This is a genomic window from Collinsella aerofaciens (genome assembly GCF_001404695.1).
In the GTDB taxonomy this organism is placed as follows: domain Bacteria; phylum Actinomycetota; class Coriobacteriia; order Coriobacteriales; family Coriobacteriaceae; genus Collinsella; species Collinsella aerofaciens_E.
In genome coordinates this window covers 1-5,099 of the sequence record NZ_CZAQ01000054.1, presented here as the reverse complement: position 1 = coordinate 5,099, position 5,099 = coordinate 1, and the positions used below count along the sequence as shown (strand labels likewise).

Sequence of the window (5,099 nt, the reverse complement as noted above, 5' to 3'; positions counted from 1 at the left end):
CGGGCGGGCGCTCAAGGCCGTCGCGAGGAAGCGGCTCAGGGCGATATACGCCGTGATGCGCGACCGGGTGCCCTACCGGGAGTAGCCCCGACGGTTGACAAAACTATAGGAACACCCAAGTGCCAAGTGTCGGCCAAAGCAACGCCGATGTTTTGGCAACGACAGCGAAAACCCGCCAGAGCGAGCAAGGTACCTTGAAACGAGGCGGCATTGACCTTCTGGTCATGCCGCCGCAGTTGAAAGGCAGATTGCCGCTCTGGCGGGTTTGCAGCGTCGGTTGGTTACGGCGTTTGGTAAAACGCCGTAACTTTAAAGCTCCGTTACTTCAACGTTGTTGAAGATCTCGTCCCAGCGGTCCATGACCAGGTGGCCGGTCTTGGGATCCATGGCGTTGAGCTTGCCGCAGGTATTGGCGGTCTTGAGCACCGTGACGTCGTCGGCACCAGCCGCAATGGCATGCGCAAAGCCGGCGATGGTCGAGTCGCCGGAACCCGTTGCGTTCACAGCCGCAATCGCGGGCGTCTTGGCGCGGAACGCGCGGCCCTCATGGAAGCCCACCGAACCGGCAGCGCCCATCGAAACGACAACCCAGGGAATACCGGCAAAGCGGTCATCGGCGGCAAGCGCCTCGCGCAGGGCATCGACATCATCGGTCGTAAAGGACGTACCCAGCAGGCCGTTAATCTCGGTCAGGTTGGGCTTTACGAGCTCAGGCTTAGCGTCAGACTCCAGCGCGGCCTCCAGCGATGCACCCGAGGTGTCAAGCAGCACCTTGGCGCCCGCCTCCTCGGCGATCTTGACGAGCTCGGCATAGTAGCCGGCATCGACGCCACGCGGCAGCGAGCCCGAAAGCGTCACAACGTCCGCCTTCGCTGCAAGCTCGGCAAACTTGGCCGTAAAGGCCTCGAGCTCGGCCGGGGCGATCTGCGGGCCGCTCTCCAACAGCTCGGTCTGATTGCCCTCGTGCAGGATATTCAGGCAAATGCGCGTCTCACCGGCGATGGGCACAAAGTCATTCTTGACGCCATCGGCATCCATAAGCTCGGCCATATAGGCACCCATGTGGCCGCCGAGCAGACCGGTCGCGAGCACATCGTCGCCCAACTGCAGCAACACACGGCTCACGTTGAGGCCCTTGCCGCCAGCGGTCTTTTCGGGCGTCACACGGTTAACATCGTCGATGATCAGCTTGTCGAGCTGATAGCGCGTGTCAATCGACGGGTTCATGGTAACGGTCAGAATCATGTTGAACTCCTGTTCCGGGGCGGCATAACCCGCCCCAAACATACGATAACTCGTTAAAGGATCTCGATCTCAAAGCCGCGAGTGACGGTCTCTCCCGGCTTGGCCACCAGGCAGCCACGCTTGTGCTCCAGAATATCGTCCTCGTCGGAGCAGGTGGACAGACCACCCCACGGTTCAACAGCCACAAAGTCGCCCTCGGGCTTGCTCCACACAATCAGGTGCGGCATATCGGGGAACGTCAGGCGCACGCCCTTGTCCTCGGTTTTCTTGGTCAACGTAACCACGCGGCTCTCGAGCACGTCAAAGATGGTCTCCGCGAAGTCGAAGAGTTCGTGGGTAAGCGGCAGGTTCTGGCCGATCATGGGGTTCTTGCTGCGATGCTCAACATCAATCAGGCCCGTCGAGGGAACGGCAGTACAGAGCTCGGTGGCCTCACGCTGCTCAAAACGAAGCTCGTAGTCGTCATAGGACTCGCCCTCGTCGAGCGGGCACTTAAAGCCGGGGTGGCCGCCCACAAAGAACGGCATGTCCTCGGTGCCCTCATTGGTCACCTCGTACGACACGGCCACCTTTTCCGAATCGATCGTGTAACGAGCAACGATCTTAAACGGATACGGGTACTGCTCGAGCAACTCGGCATGGTCGGCAGAGCTTAAGCTCAGCGCAACCATGTTGTCGCTCTGCTCCTCGAGCTTCCACTCCTGCTTGCGCGCAAAGCCGTGGCGGGCGAGCTTGACCTCGCGGCCGCCCATGGTCATTGCGTGACCATCACGAAGGCCACCGCAGATCGGGAAGCAAATGGGCGCCTGGCCCGACCAGACCGCCGGATCACCCTGCCACAGGTACTCACGGCCGTTGGCCGCAATAGAAGTGAACGACCCGCCCGCCGTGCTCAGTGCTACGCGGATAGAACCGTTATCAAGAACAAACTCCATAGGAGCCTTCCCTTTCTTACGACAGCCCGCCAAGTCAATAGGGCTGATAGAAAACCGGCCCGCGCCCCCTCACAGAAACGCGAGCCGTCAATTGAAAAGCTGCAAATCGCCAAGTACAGCCAAGAGCGAAGCACTCAAGCCAAGCAAGCAAACGTGTTATCGGAGCAGCTCGCCGTATCGGAAATCTTCGCAACAACAGCGGTAACCCCACAGGTCACCTCAACGTCAGCGAGAAGCCAGCTGGTGAGGCAAGGTGCCGTGAAGCGAGGCGGCATTGACCTTCTGGTCATGCCGCCGAAGCTGAACGGCAGATTGCCCACCAGATGGCTTCGCAGCGTCGACCCGTTACGCGGTTTGGTAAAACCGCGTAACCTCCTTAGTCGTGGTACTCGCCGCGGTCCCACTTCTCGAGGAACTCGTCAAAGAAGTGCGGGTCAGCCTGAGCCTCGGCGTCGGCCTTATTGCAGGCATCGATCTTGGCGATCAGGGCATCGTGCTCGGGGGTCTTCTCGTAGGGCTCCTCCAGGAAGGCAAGCATGATATCGGCCATCAGGAACTCGCCGGTAATCTTGCCGCCAAAGCCCACGATGTTGGCGTTGAGCTCGCGACGGGCATACAGGGCAGAGGTCATGTCGCGGACCAGGGCGCAGCGGGCGCCGGGAACCTTGTTGACGGCGTTGGTGATGCCGATGCCGGTGCCGCACAGGGCCACGCCAAAGTCGGCCTTGCCGCTGGCAACAGCCTCGCCCACGGCCTTACCGTAGATGGGATAGTGCGTACGGGTGTGGCTGTAGGTGCCGCAGTCGAGCACCTTGTAACCAGCCTGCTCCAGGCGGTCGGCCAGATAGATCTTCTCGTCCGTAACGATATGGTCGCAACCGATTGCGATGGTCTTCTTCATCAGAACGTCCTTTCGTCTGAATTCACAAGTTGAGGTAGAAGTTCGAGTTCTCGGTGGCTCTCGTTAGGCCATCTTGTTGAGCATGTCGACACGGATCTGGTGACGGCCGCCGGCGTACTGTGCACGCAGGAACTCGCGGGCGATCTTCTTGGCGACCTCGGTGCCCACAACGCCCGGGCCCATGGTGACCATGCGCGAGCCGTTGTGCTCGCGGGTCATGTAAGCGGAACGCTCGTCGGAAATGTTGGCGACGACCATGCCCTTGATCTTGACGGCGGCCATATAGGAGCCGACGCCGTACTTATCGAATGCGAAGCCCTGGGAATCCTTGTGCTCCAGCAGGTCCTTGGCAACGGCGGTCGCGGAATCGACAAAGTCCGCGGCAGGGGTCTCGGAATAGTCGACGACCTCGTGACCGTCGGCGATGAGCATCTCCTTGATGGACTCCTTCATCGACATACCGTCGGCATCGGAAGCGATTACAACCCTCATGACATCCTCCTTGAGAGATACGCAGGTGCGTAGTTTCTGTTTGGAAGTGTTGAATCGCGTTCAGGTCCGGGCATCTGAATGTGCGGTTCTTCACTGTTCATGTTTATTTGAACACATTCGAACAGTAACTGCAACAACTATTTGTTTAACTTTGTTCTTTTTTGAACAAATATCGTTCACGGATGATTGCTGACCGTTTGAGCCGGGCGCGGACGTAGCGACCATGTGTTCAACAAACAAAAGGGCGGCCAAGAACGTGTCTCGGCCGCCCTTCGGCGGTATTCCCCGGTATATACAGCTGTTTTAGCTACTCGGACTGCCCACCCTATTTGGCGTGCTTGGACGGAGCACTCAGAAAGCGGCCCGTCAAATAGTTCGCCGGGCCGGAAATATCGATCCCCAGCAGTACGTGTCCCAGCCACAGGAACGCCACGAGCACCAGCAGCGGGATAACGCACGAAGTCACGATCATCACGATGACGCCTTCGATGAGGTCGGTCACCTGCTGCACGATCTCGTCGGTCATCTGCTTGGCACCGCTGGTCACCGACGTAACAAGGCTCGAGGCCCCATCAGTCAACTGCTCGAGCACGTTTTTGGACTCCGTGGCCTCGGATTTTTTCTTGTTCGATTTTGAGCTGGTCTCGGCTGACTTGTCCGTGGTGTCGGCCGCGTCCGCAGCGTCCGCAGCCTTTTGCTCAGCTTGCTCAATACTTACGCGATACGTTTCATCGACCTTCTGCGACACCCAAACGCTTGCAGGCACCAACGCCATGCCGATCACGGCAACTACCAGCACGCGTGTCGCCACACGGCGCAGGACAGCGCTCGTGCTCCAGCGCCCGTGAATGCCGAGCGACACCGCAAAGAGCACCAACGCAAACGGGATTAAGATGCCCAAGCCAACCGACCACAAAATGGTTAGCAGGTATTTCTCGAGGTAGAGCACGGCAAGCACGATACCAAGGTTGCCTGAAAGCTGCGCGAGCTGCTCGGCAACCGGCGTTCCCGTATCACCCGGCAGCGCGGTAATGCCCGCAGACAGCGCCACGCACGAGGTCGTGAGCGCCAGTACGTTACCCTTCTTTTGGTCGATGACCTCGATGGTGGAGTCCCAAGTTTTGGTATCGGCGAAATGCGGACGAGCTACAAAGCCCGACAGCAGCGCCAGGACCACGAGCGCAACGATAAAGCCAATCTGCAGCTTTTTGTTTGCGCACACGACATCGGACAGACTGGGCTGCAGCTCGGTTACCGCCGTGTGCTCGGTTATCTGGACAGGACGCCCATGAGCCATCTCGTGCGCATCTTTCTTTTGAATCAATCCGTTGTCCGGCATTTGGATACCTCCTCATTCCGGCCTGTATTGCGGATGGAAGTATACCCACCGAGCAAAAATCGAACGGGAGGACGAACGGAGCGCACCAAGACTGTCCCCAATGACCAGTCGTTTAAGAACGTCCATTACAGTCGAAATTGTCAGCCCGGGACCGTCTCGGGCTACGATTGAGGCGCGCCCAGAACGG

General features: G+C 59.1%; 5 protein-coding genes. All 5 read right to left on the bottom strand.

All coding sequences use genetic code 11. The features are described from left to right. Positions 1 to 309: 309 nt before the first annotated feature. Positions 310 to 1,245, bottom strand: a complete 936-nt coding sequence (locus AQ996_RS09275; protein WP_055252629.1) for a hexose kinase — start codon at positions 1,243 to 1,245, stop codon at positions 310 to 312. Between the two features lie 53 nt (positions 1,246 to 1,298). Then, positions 1,299 to 2,180 (bottom strand): aldose 1-epimerase family protein, encoded by an 882-nt coding sequence (locus AQ996_RS09270; protein ID WP_055252627.1) that lies wholly within the window; start codon positions 2,178 to 2,180, stop codon positions 1,299 to 1,301. Positions 2,181 to 2,556: 376 nt separating this feature from the next. Continuing rightward, the gene (lacB, locus tag AQ996_RS09265) at positions 2,557 to 3,081 is read right to left on the bottom strand and encodes a galactose-6-phosphate isomerase subunit LacB (protein ID WP_006234831.1); all 525 of its coding nucleotides are present in this window, start codon (positions 3,079 to 3,081) and stop codon (positions 2,557 to 2,559) included. A 63-nt stretch (positions 3,082 to 3,144) separates the two neighbouring features. Further along, the gene (lacA, locus tag AQ996_RS09260; protein ID WP_006234830.1) at positions 3,145 to 3,573 is read right to left on the bottom strand and encodes a galactose-6-phosphate isomerase subunit LacA; all 429 of its coding nucleotides are present in this window, start codon (positions 3,571 to 3,573) and stop codon (positions 3,145 to 3,147) included. A gap of 325 nt (positions 3,574 to 3,898) precedes the next feature. After that, positions 3,899 to 4,912, bottom strand: a complete 1,014-nt coding sequence (locus tag AQ996_RS09255; RefSeq protein ID WP_055252625.1) for a hypothetical protein — start codon at positions 4,910 to 4,912, stop codon at positions 3,899 to 3,901. Between the last annotated feature and the right edge of the window lie 187 nt (positions 4,913 to 5,099).

What these genes read in the sequence shown, in the direction of transcription:
- AQ996_RS09275 (WP_055252629.1), bottom strand. Translation starts at nt 1,245, where the DNA reads ATGATTCTGACCGTTACCATGAACCCGTCGATTGACACGCGCTATCAG.
- AQ996_RS09270 (WP_055252627.1), bottom strand. Translation starts at nt 2,180, where the DNA reads ATGGAGTTTGTTCTTGATAACGGTTCTATCCGCGTAGCACTGAGCACG.
- lacB (WP_006234831.1), bottom strand. Translation starts at nt 3,081, where the DNA reads ATGAAGAAGACCATCGCAATCGGTTGCGACCATATCGTTACGGACGAG.
- lacA (WP_006234830.1), bottom strand. Translation starts at nt 3,573, where the DNA reads ATGAGGGTTGTAATCGCTTCCGATGCCGACGGTATGTCGATGAAGGAG.
- AQ996_RS09255 (WP_055252625.1), bottom strand. Translation starts at nt 4,912, where the DNA reads ATGCCGGACAACGGATTGATTCAAAAGAAAGATGCGCACGAGATGGCT.